The sequence below is a fragment of the Sinorhizobium sp. NG07B genome (genome assembly GCF_002532005.1).
Lineage (GTDB): Bacteria > Pseudomonadota > Alphaproteobacteria > Rhizobiales > Rhizobiaceae > Sinorhizobium > Sinorhizobium fredii_C.
Map to the genome: position 1 here is coordinate 37,250 of NZ_NWTD01000012.1, position 16,668 is coordinate 53,917.

13 protein-coding genes and 1 pseudogene are annotated in these 16,668 nt (G+C 60.7%); 8 read left to right on the forward strand and 6 right to left on the reverse strand.

Annotated features, from left to right (window positions below; all coding sequences use genetic code 11):
• Positions 1–14: 14 nt before the first annotated feature.
• From CO664_RS25575 to traA, 3 genes are read right to left on the reverse strand one after another with little or no spacing between them, the layout of a single operon-like run.
• Positions 15–1,178: a conjugal transfer protein TraB gene (locus CO664_RS25575; protein ID WP_097540283.1), complete on the reverse strand. Its 1,164-nt coding sequence runs from the start codon at positions 1,176–1,178 to the stop codon at positions 15–17.
• Positions 1,168–1,734: a conjugative transfer signal peptidase TraF gene (traF, locus tag CO664_RS25580; protein WP_097540284.1), complete on the reverse strand. Its 567-nt coding sequence runs from the start codon at positions 1,732–1,734 to the stop codon at positions 1,168–1,170. The genes CO664_RS25575 and traF overlap by 11 nt, the downstream gene beginning before the upstream one ends.
• Positions 1,731–5,042, reverse strand: coding sequence for a Ti-type conjugative transfer relaxase TraA (gene traA / locus CO664_RS25585; RefSeq protein ID WP_097540285.1), 3,312 nt, complete (start codon positions 5,040–5,042; stop codon positions 1,731–1,733). The genes traF and traA overlap by 4 nt, the downstream gene beginning before the upstream one ends.
• A gap of 250 nt (positions 5,043–5,292) precedes the next feature.
• Here traA and traC point away from each other — a divergent pair, with 250 nt between their 5' ends.
• The 5 genes and pseudogenes from traC (at position 5,293) to CO664_RS25610 (ending at position 9,041) form a co-directional block, all read left to right on the forward strand.
• Positions 5,293–5,589 carry a conjugal transfer protein TraC gene (gene traC, locus CO664_RS25590; RefSeq protein WP_097540286.1) on the forward strand — a complete coding sequence of 99 codons (297 nt, stop codon included), beginning with the start codon at positions 5,293–5,295 and terminating at the stop codon, positions 5,587–5,589.
• Between the two features lie 4 nt (positions 5,590–5,593).
• Positions 5,594–5,809, forward strand: a complete 216-nt coding sequence (locus CO664_RS25595; RefSeq protein WP_018097559.1) for a type IV conjugative transfer system coupling protein TraD — start codon at positions 5,594–5,596, stop codon at positions 5,807–5,809.
• Positions 5,802–7,778 carry a Ti-type conjugative transfer system protein TraG gene (traG, locus tag CO664_RS25600; RefSeq protein ID WP_097540287.1) on the forward strand — a complete coding sequence of 659 codons (1,977 nt, stop codon included), beginning with the start codon at positions 5,802–5,804 and terminating at the stop codon, positions 7,776–7,778. Before CO664_RS25595 ends, traG begins: the two co-directional genes overlap by 8 nt.
• A gap of 363 nt (positions 7,779–8,141) precedes the next feature.
• A pseudogene (locus CO664_RS25605) lies at positions 8,142–8,585 on the forward strand (thermonuclease family protein).
• A gap of 198 nt (positions 8,586–8,783) precedes the next feature.
• A complete protein-coding gene (locus CO664_RS25610) occupies positions 8,784–9,041 on the forward strand; it encodes a WGR domain-containing protein (RefSeq protein WP_097540308.1) in 258 nt (85 codons plus the stop codon).
• 273 nt (positions 9,042–9,314) lie between these two features.
• Here CO664_RS25610 and CO664_RS25615 read toward each other — a convergent pair whose 3' ends face one another.
• From CO664_RS25615 to repC, 3 genes are all read right to left on the reverse strand, one after another.
• Complete coding sequence (locus tag CO664_RS25615; RefSeq protein ID WP_234819997.1) at positions 9,315–10,295, reverse strand: DUF3991 and toprim domain-containing protein; 981 nt, start codon at positions 10,293–10,295, stop codon at positions 9,315–9,317.
• 193 nt (positions 10,296–10,488) lie between these two features.
• Positions 10,489–10,659 (reverse strand): hypothetical protein, encoded by a 171-nt coding sequence (locus tag CO664_RS30870; RefSeq protein WP_176536675.1) that lies wholly within the window; start codon positions 10,657–10,659, stop codon positions 10,489–10,491.
• Positions 10,660–11,636: 977 nt separating this feature from the next.
• A complete protein-coding gene (gene repC, locus CO664_RS25620; RefSeq protein ID WP_097540288.1) occupies positions 11,637–12,905 on the reverse strand; it encodes a plasmid replication protein RepC in 1,269 nt (422 codons plus the stop codon).
• A gap of 729 nt (positions 12,906–13,634) precedes the next feature.
• Here repC and CO664_RS25625 point away from each other — a divergent pair.
• The 3 genes from CO664_RS25625 (at position 13,635) to hisC (ending at position 16,590) form a co-directional block, all read left to right on the forward strand.
• Positions 13,635–14,030, forward strand: a complete 396-nt coding sequence (locus tag CO664_RS25625; protein WP_234819999.1) for a DUF2867 domain-containing protein — start codon at positions 13,635–13,637, stop codon at positions 14,028–14,030.
• 176 nt (positions 14,031–14,206) lie between these two features.
• Positions 14,207–15,277 (forward strand): LacI family DNA-binding transcriptional regulator, encoded by a 1,071-nt coding sequence (locus CO664_RS25630; RefSeq protein WP_097540290.1) that lies wholly within the window; start codon positions 14,207–14,209, stop codon positions 15,275–15,277.
• A gap of 206 nt (positions 15,278–15,483) precedes the next feature.
• Entirely contained in the window at positions 15,484–16,590 is a 1,107-nt protein-coding gene (hisC, locus tag CO664_RS25635; protein ID WP_097540291.1) for a histidinol-phosphate transaminase, read from the forward strand.
• Positions 16,591–16,668 lie beyond the last annotated feature (78 nt).

Consider the following 16,668-nt stretch of genomic DNA (forward strand, 5'->3'; position numbering starts at 1 on the left):
TATTCAGGGGGCCATCAGGTGTTGAAGGAAAAAACAACCGGTTTTGCGAACAGCTTCGCCCAGGCCGCGGTGCTGGCACGCTGGATGGCGACAATGGACGTCCCTTTTGTCCACCAGCCGTTGCCGACAGCCACGATCAGATCCGGATCACTAAGCATCGATTGAAGGATTGGCCAGACGATCAGTTGCTCATAGCAGATCAGTGGTGCAACTCGTGTGGCTCCGAGAGTGAGAATCGGGTTTGCGAAGAAGTGCGCCCGCGCCCCGCCGCTTTCCTCTAAAAGCGCTCGCCAAGGCTGCCACATTGAGCCCGGCACGGGCATCCGTTCCCGGTAGAGGATCTGACCGCCCTGGGCAGACAGCGCGATGAGCACGTTATCGTATCCGCGTGCGTTGACGACCGCGGCACCCGCGAGAATCGTGATGTCCCGCCCCTCCAGCGACCGCGTCCACAGCCGCTCGATCCTCGGCGTCCAGAAACCCAAGGTACTCTCGGGAAGAGCAATGTAGCGGAGGTCCTCGGCTGCTCGATCCTTCACTCTGGCAATCAAATCACGGTGACGCTGAATGCTGGTGTCCCGCCCAAGCGAAGCACCCAGTTGGAGATTGACGCCCTGCCACGCTTGCGGTGGCGTCGGATCCGTCCAGAACGCGGCGGACCCGAGCCAGAAGCCTACGAGGGCGATAGCAACAGCCGTCCTTAGGCGTGAGACGAGACTCGCCGCGCCTGCTGTTATCGCCGCCAGGCCCCACCATCCCCATCCCGGAAATAACACGCCGGCAGCCGTGACGGGATGAGCCCAACCGGTAATACCGAGAGGCGGAACCGTCATAAGGACGGCCGCCAGGACATAGCGGTAGGGCAGGCTGCCGGCATCTTTCGTCCAAAGCAGCGCGTGCAAAGAGACAAAGCTCGCGGAGGCGATTAGCCACAACAGCAGGCCCGGCCAGAGATCCGAGGCATAGAAAGTTGCCACGCCTTGCGGCAGGCCACGCGACGCCGCCAGGAAGTACCCGATCGAAACGAGTGTTGCCGCGGACCTCGTTCGCGCCAGCGACCACAGGACGGGGAATCCCAGCGCGATCGGCAGCAGCAAGACATGGCCGTTCCATGCTACCGTTCCGGCGATGACCGACGCGATGATGAGCAGCGTTGGTCGGAGCCAATCACGGCGCATAGGTCAGCACCTCCTGCGCCAGGCCGAGAACGTTGGAAGCCGGCAGCGGCCCAAAGTAGCGAGAATCGTAGGAGCCGACGAACGAGGAATGCAGGAACACGTGTCCGTCTGGCACGACGCCGCTTGGGGAAGGCCTCAGCCGCCGACCTTTTCCGTCACGCTGTGCCAGAGCGGAGGAAGGAAGCGCGCGCCCATCGATCGTCACTTCGGCGCCGATTTCGACACGCTGCCCAGCGACGGCGACGACTGTCTTGATGAGCGGCGCGACACGAGCCGGGCAAAGACCGGGGCGGAGATATCCCCGCGCTCTCGCCTCCGGCATGCCGGCCTTCCCGGCTGGGCAGACAAACACCAAGTCTCCGACGCCCGGCGGACGATGTAGCGGAACAATGCGCCAGAGACCGAGAGCCTCGCTCGGAGTTTGATTGATCCGATAGCCACCCAGGAAGCCAGCTACTGTGATAAGGACGATGGCGGCCGCGGCCACCGACAGAATGCTAGCCGTTCGCCTCCGTCGCGGGATGATCGGTAGGCGTTTTTCAGCTCCAGCCCTCATTTAAGGGAGAGCCCCTGGCTCTTCTTCTGCCGCATCGTTGCCGCCTGCTTCAGCGCCTCGGTGGTGCGCTCATGAGCTGCAAGTTGCTGCACCGTCCGCATCGAATTCCAAGCGGATTGCAACTCCGCCTTCTGCGCGTCCGACATGCCGTTGGTCACGGACTGGAACGCCTGTCCGCCCGTGTCCTCGGCGGCAAGAGGCAAGAAGGTCCGTTCGCCAAAACGCTCCGAAATGGCTCTGGCAAATCCTTCGAGCTCCGCTTTCACCATCTTGTCGGCAAGCGCGTATTCGAGCCCTGCCTGAAGATCGTTTCGGTCGATGGCGTCTCGGACGCGCTCGAGCGTCTGCTTTGCCGCCGGCGACAGAGCCGGGATGTGGACCGCCACCTTCAGACGAAGGGCGCGTTCTTCGATTTCATACTTGCGCGCCGCCACCGTCCGTTGACGCAGATAGCGTTCGAGATTGCGCGCCAGCGCGGGAGCGTTAGCGTCGGCCGTATCACGGGTCTGCTTGTCCGCGCGGCTGGCGAGGATGCCGGTCTTGCCCTTCAGCGCGCCAAAGGTTCTGGGCTTCGAACCGATCATGGATATCGTGGTTTTTGCTGCAGCTCTGTCCTTCAGCATCGCGTCGACATTGGCGGCTTTGAACGCCGCTTCCGGCTGGGCATAGACAAGATGGAAACGTGCCGAGACTTCCTGCCATTGCTTCATCAAGCCGGGATCGGCGGCAAGCCTGTCCTCGACAGCCTGTTCGAGAGATTTCGCGAAGGTGGTGATGCCGGAGACCATAGGTTTCAACTCCTTGACCGTGCGCGGTTGAGAGGTCCCGGCTGCGGCAGCAGACAAACCGAGCTTGCCGGCGATCGCTGAGAGACGCGCGCCGAGGTCGGCGAACCTCGATTTCTGGCGGACTGTCCATTCGAGCCGATCGCGGATGAGCGTTCGGGCGACACTGACGAGGTGGAAACCCCGAGCCCTGGCGAAGCGGAGCGCCTGGCGGTACAAGCGGCCGTTCGCATAATCGAGCGTGGTTTCCTTGGCGTTTTTCCGCGACAGGATCGGAATCAGGCCGCCGGCCTTGGCGAAAGACCGACGGCCGTAATAGACGGCAAGATCCTCGCGATGACGTGTCATGGCGACGTAAGCGAGGTGGCGGTCGAGCGACAAGGACGCCAGCACCTTGACCCGATCGACGGTGGCACCCTGGCTCTTGTGAATCGTGGTAGCATAGCCGAAATCGACGTTATTGTAGAAGCGGCTCTCGACCGTAACCTGCCGGCGGTGTTCGCCTTCTCCGGCTTCAGCAACGATGCGGCCGGGCGCTGCGTCGACTACCTTCGCCAACATGCCGTTCTTGACCCCGAGCGCGACCTCGTTCTTCAGGAAGACAATTTGGTCGCCGGTCGCGAACTTGCGGGTTCCGTCCTCGGTCCTGAAGGCAAATCCCTCGTCGACGATGCGGCGCTCGACGAGCTTCGCGCGCGCCATTTCGTTGAGCATGCGAACGTCGCGACGAAGATGAGCGAGGATCAGCGAAGTTCCGATTGGATCGTAGTCGCTGTTCCAATCGGTGATCAGCGCCTGCATTGCCTCGGTTTTGAGCTCCGAGCCACTGACGTGCCCATGTGCGCGATAGGCCTCGACCGCTTTGCCGACATTCCCGCGTGCCAAATCAAGCGAGGCGTCGCGCATCCACTGCTCGCGTTGGCGGTAGATGGTTCCGAGCTCGGCGTAACCGATACGATCGGCAATGGCGCGGAACGCGGCTCCGGCCTCAATCGGTTGGAGCTGTTGCGGATCGCCGATGAGCACGAGCTTGGCTCCGGCCTTGGTTGCCGTTTCGACAAACAGAGCCATCTGTCTGGATGAGACCATTCCGGCCTCATCAAGCACGAAGACGGTCCTGTCGTCGATCAGATCACGGCCCTCGTTCCAGCGAAGCTCCCACGACGACAGCGTGCGGGACAGAATGCCAGCTTCCTTTTCCAGGCCCTCGGCGGCTTTGCCGGCAAGCGCGCCCCCTACAACGCGGTAGCCGGCGGCCTCCCAAGCCTCGCGGGCCGCCTTCATCATCGTCGTCTTGCCGGCGCCGGCACGGCCGATCACCGCGGCGACCCCTTCTCCCGCAACAACGTGAGCGATAGCGGCCTTCTGCTCTTCCGACAGACGAGTGTGACGCGCAAAAGTCATCTTCAGCACGGCGTCTCGAACATCATGGGACGATTGTAGAGAGAGCCAGATTGCCCGTCCGACCATCTCCGCTTCGAGTCGGATCAGCTCCCTTGTCGTGTATTTCGCCGGTGCACGAAGCCCGCTCGCAAAATCAATGCGTTCGCGCTCAAGGCGGAGCGTTTCCGGGCTCTGCAGGATTCTTGCCATCAGACTATGGAACCGGCCGGCATCGTCGAAATAGCGGTGCAGGATCTTGGCGATATCGCGCTCGTCGAAGACGCTTTTCTCCCGGGTGATCAGGTCGAGAACGATCTCCGGACGGCGCTGGATGCGGCGGGCGTTTTCGGCTCGACGCTCTTCCTGCAGCTCCAGCCGTTCCAGCGAAATGTCCCAGTCGGCTTCCGCTGACTTCCGCTCGATCGCCTTGGCCCCGACGCCGAGATGAATGGTCGGCGTGAGCTCGATTCCCTGCTTCTCGAAGGACCGGCCGTCGACCCGTATATCGAGGCCGGCGAGTGAGAGATGCTTGTTCTGGCAGGCGAACCAGCCATCGCGGAAGGCATTGAAGTCGGGGGCGCTGCCGGCCCAAAGCTCGTAGACGATCTTGCCGGAATCGTTGCGGATCGGATTGCCGTCGGGCCCGAGGACCGCGATTTTCTTGGCGCCGAATCCATCTTCGGTAAGCGGTCGCAGCGTCGTCATCAGGTGTACATGCGGATTGCCGGGTGCATCGTGATAGACCCAGTCGGCAACCATGCCTCTCGAGGTGATGTGGCGGTCGATGAAATCCCGTATCAGCACGATGTTCTGCTCCGTCGAAAGTTCGATTGGGAGCGCGATCGTGATATCCTTGGCGAGTTGCGCATCGGCGCGTTTCTCGAACCCCTCGACTTTGTTCCAGAAGGCCTCGGACGCGCCAGACACCGACTGATCGGCGATCATCGCCCGCAGCCAGTCCGGCGCATCGGCCGGGACGACGAATTCTTCGTGCAAGAGCCCCTGCTTGCGGGTGTAGTCGATCGTCCGGGCTTCCCGCTCGAAGGCCATTTTGGCGCAGTGCCGATAAGCCGCCGACAGCACGGCGCTGCGGCCGGAGCCGCGAGCGACGATGCTGACGGAGAAATGAGGGACGGCCACGGCGGAATTTTTCCCGATTACGAGCGGATCAACGTGTTCGACAGCGAGATTGGCCCCGCCGGGCCTCAAGAAGAACGTCGCGCCAGCGACGTATAATTGCGCCCTTGGATGCCGCTCTCACCGAGCGGCCGGGATCATTCGCGAAAGCATCGCCCTTGGCGATTGTATGATTCACAGTAGTGCGTTCCGCACTCACCTCCGGAACATTGGGTCCGAAAGACAGGCTTTCACGCCCAAGGAGACAGTCGAAATGAAAAAACCAGCTTTTAGAATTCGCGACGAAATCGCCAAGCTCCAGGAGCAGCTCAAGCTAGCCGAGACCCGCGAGGCCGAGCGCATCGGCCGGATCGCGCTCAAGGCCGGGTTCGGCGAGATCGAGATCGAGGAAGGTGAACTGCAGGCGGCGTTCGAGGATGTGGCGACACGCTTTCGCGGAGGCGAGGCCCGTTCGACCGGAGGAAAGAGGGCTGCCGGCGCCGAAGAGAGCAGCATGCCCGCCACGCAGAACGCGTCTGGCGCGGCTCAGGGCGGGGTTGGCGAGGCTTGAGCGGATGCGAAGAGCGACGACATCCGACGCCCGCAAGAAGGATACGCGCGAAAAAATCGAACTCGGCGGACTGATCGTCAAGGCGGGGCTGCGCTACGAGAAGCGGGCGCTGCTGCTTGGGCTCCTTATCGATGCGAGCCGGCGGCTGAAGGGAGACGAGCAGGAGCGCTCCCGGCTAACGGCAATCGGTGCAGAGGCCTTCGGGGAGACCGATGACTAGGATCCTGCTTTTCCTTGCACCCTGTGCCTTGATGATCCTCGCGGGCATCGGCATGACCGGGATCGAACAATGGCTTTCCGCGTTCGGCAAGACGGATGCGGCACGGCAGATGCTCGGCCGCGCCGGCATCGCTTTGCCCTATGTCGTCGTGTCGCTCGTCGGTATCTCCTTTCTGTTCGCGAGCGCGGGCTCGATGAGGATCAGGGCGACCGGTTGGGGCGTCGTCGCGGGTGCGATAGGGACGCTCCTCACCGCAGCCATACGTGAGGCAATGAGGCTCTTCGCATTCGCCGAACAGGTCCCGGTCGGCAAGTCCATATTCAACTATCTGGATCCCGCGACTGCGATCGGAGCCACCATCGCGCTGATGTCGGCGCTGTTCGGCATGCGGGTAGCGATTGGCGGTAACGCCGCTTTCGCCAGAGCCGAGCCGAAACGCATCTACGGCAAGCGGGCTCTGCACGGTGAGGCGGATTGGATGAAGCTGTCGCAAGCCGGAACGCTGTTTCCCGAGAGCGGGGGCATCGTCATTGGCGAGCGCTATCGTGTCGACAGGGACAGCGTCGCCGTGCAATCGTTTCGCGCCGACAGCGCCGCGACGTGGGGATCGGGCGGCACGTCGCCCCTGCTTTGCTTCGACGGCTCGTTCGGCTCGTCGCACGGCATCGTCTTCGCCGGTTCCGGCGGTTTCAAGACGACGTCAGTCACGATCCCGACGGCGCTCAAATGGGGTGGAGCGCTCGTCGTCCTCGATCCGTCAAACGAGGTGGCGCCGATGGTTTCGAACCACCGTGGCAGCGCCAACCGCGACGTCTTCGTCCTCGATCCGAAACAATCCGAGATCGGTTTCAACGCGCTCGACTGGATCGGCCGCTTCGGCGGAACGAAAGAGGAGGATATCGCCTCCGTTGCTTCGTGGATCATCAGCGACAGCGGTGGCGCGCGTGGCGTCCGCGACGACTTCTTTCGCGGCGCGGCTCTGCAACTGCTGACAGCGCTCATGGCCGACATTTGTCTCTCCGGACACACGAAGGAAATCGACCAGACGCTCCGGCAGGTGCGAAAGAATCTCTCCGAGCCGGAACCCAAGTTGCGCCAACGCCTGCAGTCGATCTACGAAAATTCGGACTCGGATTTCGTGAAGGAAAATGTCGCTGCCTTCGTCAACATGACGCCGGAGACCTTTTCGGGGGTCTACGCCAATGCAGTGAAGGAAACGCACTGGCTGTCCTACCCGAACTACGCCGCCCTGGTTTCGGGAACGACCTTCACGACGAGCGATCTTGCCGGAGGAAAGACGGACGTCTTCATCAACGTCGATCTCAAGACACTAGAGACGCATTCGGGCCTGGCGCGCGTCATCATCGGCTCGTTTCTGAACGCGATCTACAACCGCAATGGCGCGATGCAGGGGAGGGCGCTCTTCGTCCTTGATGAGGTGGCGCGCCTTGGTTACATGCGGATCCTCGAGACCGCCCGGGACGCCGGCCGTAAGTATGGGATCACACTGACCATGATCTACCAGTCGATCGGCCAGATGCGCGAGACCTATGGCGGCCGGGAAGCCGCCAGCAAGTGGTTCGAGAGCGCCAGCTGGATTTCCTTCGCCGCGATCAACGATCCGGAGACTGCGGAATACATTTCCCGCCGTTGCGGCACGACGACGGTGGAGATCGACCAGGTCAGCCGCAGTTTCCAGTCGAAAGGGTCATCGCGCACACGATCGAAGCAACTTGCAGCTCGACCGCTGATCCAGCCGCATGAGGTGCTGCGCATGCGTGCCGACGAACAGATCGTTTTCACCGCTGGAAATGCACCGTTGCGTTGCGGACGCGCGATCTGGTTCCGGCGTGACGATATGAAGGGGTGCGTGGGCAAGAACCGGTTTTCCGAAGCCGGGAAAGACGTAGCGAGCTTGCCTGATCGGCCGACGCGCAGTGCAACGAGCAAGGGCGATCCGGAGAGATGAAGAGCATCGGAGAAATCAGCATAGCGGCCGCCAAAGGGCGGGATTTCGGGAATTCTCGTCGTGCGAGGAGCGGGAACAGCGCAGCCGCAGGAGCCTCAACAAAGTGGCCCCAAGGGAGGCGGGACCGACTGCGCCCGCCCCTCGCACACCACCCGAATCTCGGCATGTCCTTAAAGACTGAACCGAGTCCGAGATTGGTTGAGCCAAACCGAAGAGGACCGGCAAGTGGCGAAATCGAATGTGGTTCCGTTCAGAAGCGCGCGAAATTCCGGCAGCAGGAAAGATCGAAATCGCCCACAGGGAAAATGGCCCCGATCGGGAAAGAACGGCCCGAACACATCGCTGACAGCGGTCATCTTAGCCATCATCATTGCTGCGGGAGGATGGCTTGCCTTCGGCGGCGCCGGCGATCTCTCTGGTGTCCTCGCTCTGAGCAACATACCTCCGACGGATACGTCGGCGGCCGCGTTTTCATTCTGCGGCGATAGCACGCGAATGAACTGCGTCGTCGATGGCGACACGTTCTGGTTCAAGGGGGAGAAGATCCGCATCGCGGATATCGACACGCCGGAGCTCAGCCCACCGCGCTGCGAGGCGGAACGGATAAAAGGCGAGGCGGCGAAAGCACGCCTGCTGGCGCTGCTCAATGCCGGAAAAGTCTCGCTATCGTCCGGTTTGGCGCGACGAGGACAAATATGGCCGCAAACTCCGTACCGTCACGCGAGTGGGCGCTCACTAGGAGACAGTCTCATCATTGAAGGCCTCGCGAGGCGCTGGGACGGCGCAAGACACGGGTGGTGCGGCTAAGCTGTCGCGAGCAATCGTCACTCGGATGGCCAAACTGCGCTCGCGGTTTGGTGAGCGCGATTAAGGCTGTGCGCCGCAGGCGTCTCGCTCAAAATCCCTGCGGAAGCTTCGCTTATCATCACTGATGTGAATCGATCCTTGCCGAACGATTCATAAGTGTCGTTGGACGTGACTCCCGGGATCGGCGATTCTGATCTCATGATCTCGCAGCTCTATCACCTCTATGTCGAACGCACGGATGCGGCAAAGAACATGGCGCGCTACTACGCCATGTCGATCGAGCCGAACCTGTTCGGGGATATTTGCCTGCTCAGGACGTGGGGCCGCATTGGCGCAAAGGGTCAGACAATGATCCATCATTTCGGGCGGGAAGAGGAAGCCGTCGAACTGTTTCTCGATCTGCTGCGACGGAAGCGAAAACGCGGCTATCGGCCGCGCGCCTCCGCGCCAACATGAGAGAGACTCGCCGGATCGGGCCATGCTGCCTCATCGGCGCCGCTGGGCCGCGCCGTCCTTTACGCAGGCGTCAGCCGGAGGACGGGTCGGGGAAAATCCCCGACAGCCGGGACCCCGGTCGATCAGGCGGACCTGGTCACATTGCAGGACAAAAAAGTGCCGCCTCAGAAGGGCGGCCCGGCCTTGATCGCACCGTTCCGGACCGAAGCGCGGCACAGCCCTCTCGACTCGCCATCCACCCCGTTCGGGCCGCCGACATTGCGACCGGGCGGGTCAAGGGCCGGCTGAAGCCGGGCGAAGCCTGACGCGGGTGGCGCGCATGCGGCACGCCTTTGCCTGCTCCTCCTTTCCCTCTCTTCTATTTCCCTTAAGTTTCAGCGTTTCGTTCCAGTCCTCCTCCGACGGCCGGAGTCGCGTCCAGTCGCAGCCGGCATCACCGGCGAGCAGCCGCAACCGCTCGGCAAAAAACTCGCCCTGGGGATTGGCGTCAGTGGCGGCGACGAGCTGGACGTCGGGGCGCCTGGCCAGTTCGCGGAGCGCGGCGGCCGTGGTCGGCGACCAGCCGCCGCCGGTGCTGAGATAGAGCGTACCATCGCGCAGTCCCTCGATTGCCGCGAGGCTCATGGCGTCGATGGCAGCTTCCGTGACGGCCAGGCGCAGTGCAGTTCCAGGCCCAAAGCGGAAAAGCACCTTCGCTCCTCCGGAGGCGAAGCCCCGATATTGTGGACCCCGCGCCTCCCAACCGGTGACTTCACAGGCCTCATTCGTATGGGCGGCCCACATGCTGCCGTGAGGGCCTTCGCGAAGGAGGTTGCCCTTGATCGCTGCGCGAAGCAGAGCCACGGGCAGGCAGCGCTCATAATGGAGGTAGCGCCACGTCGATGAGCCTGGCCAAGGGCGGCGTCGCGCTTGCCAGCGATCGGCCATAGAAAGGTCGAATTGGTCGTCGGCAATGCGAAGCTGTCGCTCCGGTCCGGAAACTTCGAACCCCACGAGGCCAGCGACCTTTTCAAGGCATTCCATGAAGGCGACGCGATCGAGATGCTGGACGAGCCCGAAGACATCGCCTTTTGCATCGCTGAGAGGGTCGAACCATCCGCGGCCCTCATGCGTGACGATAATGATCTCGCCGCCGCGCCGAAACTTCAGGGCCCGCCGGGTGCTTTCCTTGGCATCGTTTGCAAAACCGGCCTGTTCCAGAACCGCGGCGCAGCTTACCTTGTCGCGGAGCGTTTCTATTTCTCGTCTCTCCATTTTCCTTCCGATCGCGAGAGCGATCGCCTCCATTTCCTCAGCTCTATCCGTCCGCCGCTTGAGCGGCCGCGAAGAGCAAAGGACGCAAGGGCGCGGCCGGCAATTTGGTGAATCATGCAAAGGTCGGCCGCGGCGAAGCCTCCCTTGCGGCCTGCCGCTCGCAAGCGGCAAAGCCGCAAGCTATGCCGGAGGCTCAATGCCAGGGCGTGTATTCATGGACGATTTCAAGATCATCGTCCGGCTCGATTTCGTCGGACGGGAGAACGCCGTATTGGCCGTCGACGGTGAAGAGGGTGACCGGGGCCATCAGGTCGCGGGAAAGCTGAAAGGCGCGGGACTGTGCGAGTGAGAGATCGTGCGACATTCGAGAGCCTCCAATAGGAGCGGGCCAATCCCGCTCGATGGCTCCTCAAAGGCACGGCTTCCGGACGCGATCACCGCAACGCGAAGCGGCAGCGGCCGCAGCTTGGCGCACGGACCCCTCGCGGGTTGATCGTGGAAGATCCGGAACCGTGCCAGGACGCCATCCCAAAGAAGCGGGATTGGACTGCTCTGGTCGGAACTCCATCGTTGCGCACGGTTGTCGGAGTTCGTTGCTGAATTGGTATTCCCGACGCCCATTGGGGCGGAGCCCACGGCCAATCACCTGCTCGGCAAACTGAGTGACCTATTCAGCCACAGGGGCATTGTTGAGCCTAAGCTCGAGAAGGGGATGTCGCGGAGGCTGCAATGTTGCTCCCGCAGACGTGAACCAGGCTAAGCCCGGCGATGACGCATGCGGTAGCCCGTTCGCACATTGCCACGGCTTCAATGCCATTTTTGGCGAGGCGATCCGTCCCCGGCCTTTTCATAGCAATCGGCATGGGTCGGTCCCTTTCGACGCTGCGTCCGCGTCCAACGAGGCGTACGATCTCCAGATCTTGCGACGGCGCCGCTGCAACAGCTTTCCACTGGCGTGAGATCCGGACGCCTGTCGCATGCGCTGTCCGACCGAGTTCCCTTGCCGTACGACCCCAGACGGAAGCGCGACTTTGCTGGTGAATGTGTTTCTTTCCTCGCGTTGAACGAAGGGCGATGGTGCAAGCGGGGCGCTAACGGCGCCGACGTGTGAAAACGTGGAGCACTCGTGTCGTTGCCTATCAGTTTGCGACAAAGCCCTTCTCCCGGCGTGTGATGCGGCTGGGAATAGCCTTGCACCTACCGTGCCAAGGAGAAATTCGTTTAGAAGCAGGGTGATACTTCAAGACTGTTGTGACGTTTGTCGGATATTGTCGGGCATGCGACAACGAAAGAGCGCATTGAACGCTCTTCTGTCCCGTGCCTGAAGATGTTATTTCGAACCTAAGTCAGCGGCTCCATGGTGTAGCGGGCCGCGAGCCCAAAGATCGAACGGGAAAGGTGTAGTTCGCCGGAGCCCGCCCGCTCAGTCATTGCTCGCAGATAGCCCTCTGGCGAGGAGACTTCCTGCCGATCCAGCTTCTGCAGGGTAATCGCGATCGCAACGGCGGCCCGGTGCTCGCCCATCTGATCGACGGCGCGGCGCCGCGCATCGTCCGAAATACCGGCAAGTCGGCACATTTGCGGAGCAATCCGGGTGAGATCGGCCCAACTGCGGGGCAGCGCCAAACCGTAAGTGCTCAGTGCTGGTATGGCTCGCAATATGTCCTGCAGTGCGACCATCTCCTGCCGCGAATGACGTGGTTGTTTGACTGCGCGCCCGCGTCGCCTCGGGCTTGCTTCAGAAGCCCCTTCGCTGGCGGCGCCCGCCCTGGCTGAAGTCATTGGTCCAGCGGTAGCCGTACACTGGTTATCGTTACTCTCTTCATGTGAATCAGGGCTTGTACTCTGTCTGTGCATGCCGCTTTCGACACATTTGCATGCCGAATCTTGCGGCGCAAACGCAACTTCAGGCCGGCGCGGGAGCTGCATAACCCGTTCGACAAACCACTCAAGAAGCGCGGTAGCGCGAAGCAACAGGGCGCTTGATGCGCGCGTCGCGATGCCGACCAAAATGATGACTTTTTCAAGACGCACCTCAAGCCGCGCCCGCGTGCGCTGCGGAAGGCAGCAAGCCGAAGCAAGCGCACGTCGCAGATTACGCAAAGCTCCGCGATACCGCCGCAGCGCTGCATTTGCGGCAGCCTTTTCGACTCTGGCTTGCCTTACGAGTTCATCAAGCTCGCGGTAACGAACGATGAGTATTCGCAGGTCGATCCCGCAACCGTCGACAATGACGCCTTCGACGTCTCGGGTGGGATATCGCTTGTAGTTGCCGCTGTCCTGCATGGTGATCAGCCCGGCATCGAAAAGCCTCGACAGCAGCCGGCTCACCCGCCCGGCCGACCGATTGATTTCGAAAGCGAGTTGCTGGTTCGACTTGAAGACGATTGGCCGGCCGCCTTTGTCGAAAGCTTCCGCAGGTGCCGTGTTGATCAGTGTGGTCAAAAGATACGCTTCGGTCGCATTGACCATCCCCGTGCAGGGCAGATTTTGCGCAAGCACGGCGAGCTGTCCGCGTGTCACGGTGCCGATTTCAGCCGATAGTGCCAGCCGTCGGAATTCGGCACGTGTGGGCGTCTGTCTACGGCCGATCGACCGCTTTGGTGGCATCGGTTCTCGCACTCTCGTCTCCTGTGTTGGAGACCAGGCAAAGAAACCCCATTCACCGAAACGGTGTTTTTTAAGTTGACGGGGGAAGTGAGGTTTGCTACTGAGGATTTGGCAAAATTGATTATTTAGCAAACCGCTTCCGGATCTGTTTCGGGGCGGTTTTCTTTTCTGGTCCGGTCGGTTTTTCTCCGTTGCAAGTTTGGAATACTTTGCTCAACCGAAATGAACTTCGGCGCATTTTGCGCGGACGATAACCCGAATCATCTTTTTGGCGCAACAATCGTGCAACGCCGCTGAGCGGACCAGTGGCGCAAACGACTGCGTGACTAGCGGGTTGCCGTGATGCAGAGCTCGCGAACTGCCAACCGATTTGCATTTGAGCACGCGGCCTGTCTACCAACGCTGCCATGCTCAAGCGTTCTGCCTCTATGGCTTATGCGGCCCGGTCTTGGGCTTTGATGTCGTCGTCCTAAAGCCGCTGCGGCTTTCTGGTGGGACGCACGTGCGACGATTGGCGCTCGGCTGCGACAAGCGGTCTCGTAGCTGGTACCTGCTCCCGGAGCAATCATGGACCATTCAGGGTGGCGGCAAGCGCCCCGGCAATGCGCTTAGCAAAGGCGAAAGGAAGCACTCATGAGACCACGAAGGGTGCCCGTCAGTTTGCCGAACCCTTGGCTTCCGGGAGCAGACTGGGCCGATCGTCACGAGCTTCTCCTCTTCTCCGAGCGCATGACTGCCGCCGAAGCGGCACTCCGAGCACTTCGGAACGCTGCGGGCTGGGTGCGAAGTTTTTGGGAATGGCGCAACTGCGTGGCAACTGCCCTTGGGCTGAACGCGGCCCCGCACCCCACTCAATCCGACCTGATCGGCAGCATTCCGATCATGCACAGCGGCGAACGGGAAACTGTCGTCGGCTATGATGCGCGGCACTTGCATTTTCGTATTGTGGTGGATGTTCGTGAAGGTCCTGCCGACGGCCAGGTCATCGGAATGACCACCTTGGTGCGCCGCCGGAGCGCGATCGGGGGGCTCGTTTTCGCCGCGGCGATTCCCTTGCACAAGGCGATCGCCCCGGCCTTGCTGAGGGGAGTTGCGCGACCCGGCCACGGCGTAGGGAAACGGTGATACACAACTAGAGATTGATTCCGCCCGCCCACATTTTTCTCCATTTCTCGCGCCCCTGCCTCGACCGCTCTGGTGCCGCGATGCAATGCATCGATGCCGTGGATGGGTTGATAGATATCCATCAAAATACATCATGTCTTTGCATCCTTTCCGATGACGATTTATCAGATAGAGCCATGACCAAGCGTCCCACAATTAGCGATCTCGCACGCGAATCAGGATTAAGCGTTGCGACGGTCGATCGAGTTTTGAACGCCCGCCATCCGGTACGGGAAGAGACCGCGCGGCGCGTCTACGAGGCGGCGCGCGCGCTCGGCTATCCTACGGCTCGCCTCATGGAGCAGCGGAGGCAGCAGAATCTGTCTGACTACCGGCTGGGTTTTATTCTCAAGAAGCCCGCACACCCCTTCTTTGCCGCCCTTGCACGCGAAGTCGAGGCGGCAGTGAATGCCGCATCTTCTTTTCACGGCATTCCGTCCATCGAGTTCGTAACGTCGAATGCACCCGGCGACCTGGCAGTGCTTCTCAAAAATATGGGCGCACGCTGCCATGCGATTGCCATGGTCGCTCCGGACCACCCGACGATCACGGCAGCAGTCGAAGATTTGAAGGCAAAAGGCGTTCCGGTCTTCTCTCTGCTTTCCGATTTCGCTGCGGGCGCACGCGCGGGCTATGTCGGGCTTAACAACCGGCAGGTTGGGCGGACGGCTGCCTGGATGGTAGCCAAGGCCGCAAAACGGCCGGGCAAAGTGGCGGTCTTCGTTGCAGGTCACCGTTCCCTGGCGGAGGAGCTTCGGGAGATTGGCTTCCGTTCGTATTTCCGTGAGAACGCGCAGAAATTCGAGGTGCTCGCTACGTTGGTGAGCCCCGAGACACGGCAGCTCACCTATGAAGCTACTCTCGATATCATTCACCATGAACCCGAGCTCATCGGATTTTATGTGCCTGGTGGCGCTATGGAGGGAGCCATCGCGGCGCTGCGCGAGCGGCGCGAGCGCCGGGATCTTGTCGTAATCGTCAATGAGATTACACCGGACTCACGGGCGGCGCTGGCAGATGGCGTCATCACGATGGCGATCGCCACGCCGTTACGGCGGCTGTGTCGCGAGCTGACGACGTTGATGGCGCGGGTAATCGAAACCGGAACGGCAATTCCTTCAGGGCAAATCGACCTGCCGTTCGAGATCTACTTGCCGGAAAACATTCCATATCCGACCGAGAGCGCGAGCTTTGGCGATCTATCATAATGATAGATTTAAAGATAGAATCCTATCATCGCATCAGGAAATTTATTGACGCTCCTCCGTCAGTCTGGTCTCGTGGGTGTGCTTCTATGGCGCGGCGACCTGCCGCAAAGGATCCGACCGCGCTCCAAAGCGGAACGCCAAACTGGCGCTAAACACTCAACCAAACGGCGAGGCCTCGGACGTGGAGACTGAAAACGGAGAAAGATATGCCTGACGCGAAATTGCAGAGCGTGCTTTCATCTCTTTCGCAGCAGGCGAGTGAGTTAAATGCGCTGCCGTCCAAATGGCCGGTGCCTGATGCAACCTATGTCAAACTCGACACGAATGAGAATCCATTTGCGCTGCCGGCGCCCGTGATGGAGTGCGCCGTTGCGGCGCTCAAACGCCAGTATCTCTATCCGCAAGATGATAATTTCAGCTTGAGGGAAGCAGCTGCCAAAGCGTACGGGCTCTGTAGGGATCACGTGATCGCCGGCAACGGTTCCTCTGAACTGCTAGGGCTTATCTATAAGGCTTTCCTTAGTCCGGGCGATGCCGTGGCGATGATTTCGCCAGGATTTTCGTTCAACCGCAAACTCGCCACTTTGCAGGGCGCTAAATTTCTCGAAATACCATTGAGCGAAGCTTATGTGCTGCCGACAGAGCAACTGCTTTTCGGCCCTGCCAAAGATGCCAAGTTCATCCTATTAGCCAATCCGAACAACCCTACCGGAACGTTTCTTCCGGTAGCCGAAATCGAGAGCCTCGTAGCACAATCGGACCGATTGATCGTGGTGGATGAGGCCTATGTCGACTTTGCGCCGGACAATGCGCTGCGCCTTCTCGATCGCTATTCGAACCTTCTGATCTTGAGAACATTTTCGAAAAGCTATGCCGCCGCCGGCATTCGGATTGGTTTCGGTTTGGGTCATCCTGAGCTTGTTGGAAGGCTGCGCAATCTTCAGAATGTCTTCAACATGAACGTGATCGGCCATGCCGTTGGCATCGGCATCCTTTCCCATCGTGAAGCGTATGAAGAGAACCACATACATATCAAGCGGGAAAGACAGAGAGTGTGCGTGGCGCTGTCGCAACTTGGTTTCTCCGTGACACCTTCCAATGCCAATTTCCTGCTGGCCCAAGTGCCTTCAGGGCAAGACGGAACTTGGTGGCAAGCATCTCTGAAGAAGCGAAAGATACTCGTTGCCGTATTTCCTGAAGATGGTCTCGAAAACTGCATTCGCGTCAGCATCGGTACAAAAGCCCAAATGGATGCTTTTCTCACAGCTGTCAGAGACATTTCTGGCCGGCTTCAGCACGACGCTGGCCGCTGAGTTCTGACTGTTAGCCACAGGCACACTTACACCCACTGATCTTCAAATTCAGACAAGCCCACATCCTCGCTTCGTAGA